At 63.5% G+C, this 414-nt stretch carries 1 protein-coding gene; it reads right to left on the reverse strand.

Going from position 1 to position 414, the window contains the following annotated elements:
* On the reverse strand, positions 1-254 hold a 254-nt coding region (gene tnpB, locus AB3X99_RS40950), incomplete at its 3' end, for an IS66 family insertion sequence element accessory protein TnpB (RefSeq protein WP_368662074.1).
* Positions 255-414: the final 160 nt, after the last annotated feature.

The following is a 414-nucleotide window of genomic DNA, read 5'->3' on the forward strand; positions in this document are numbered from 1 at the left end:
ACGCCACCATCGGCTTGAGGCCATACGAAGCGCCCCTTCTCGAGTCGCTTCATCAGCAGGCACATGCCATCGCCGCTCCACCACAGCACCTTGAGCAGGTCGCCACGTTTGCCGCGAAACACGAAGAGGTGTCCGCAGAATGGATCGCGTTCAAGCACCGTCTGCACCTTGGCGGCGAGACTGTTGAATCCGGCCCGCATGTCGGTCACGCCGGCAGCCAGCCACACACGCGTGCCGACTGGAAGACCAATCACGTCTCGGCCTCGGCAGCGGCACGCAACGTACGTAACACGACACGCAGCGTGGCTGCGTCGGGCGTGCCCTCGATACGCACGCGTGCGATGCCGACGCAAATCTCAATCACTCCCGCGACGACCGGCTGTGCCTTGTTCTGCGACTGAACGGGCAATGCAG

It is taken from the genome of Paraburkholderia sp. BR10882, assembly GCF_040948855.1.
Taxonomy (GTDB): domain Bacteria; phylum Pseudomonadota; class Gammaproteobacteria; order Burkholderiales; family Burkholderiaceae; genus Paraburkholderia; species Paraburkholderia nodosa_A.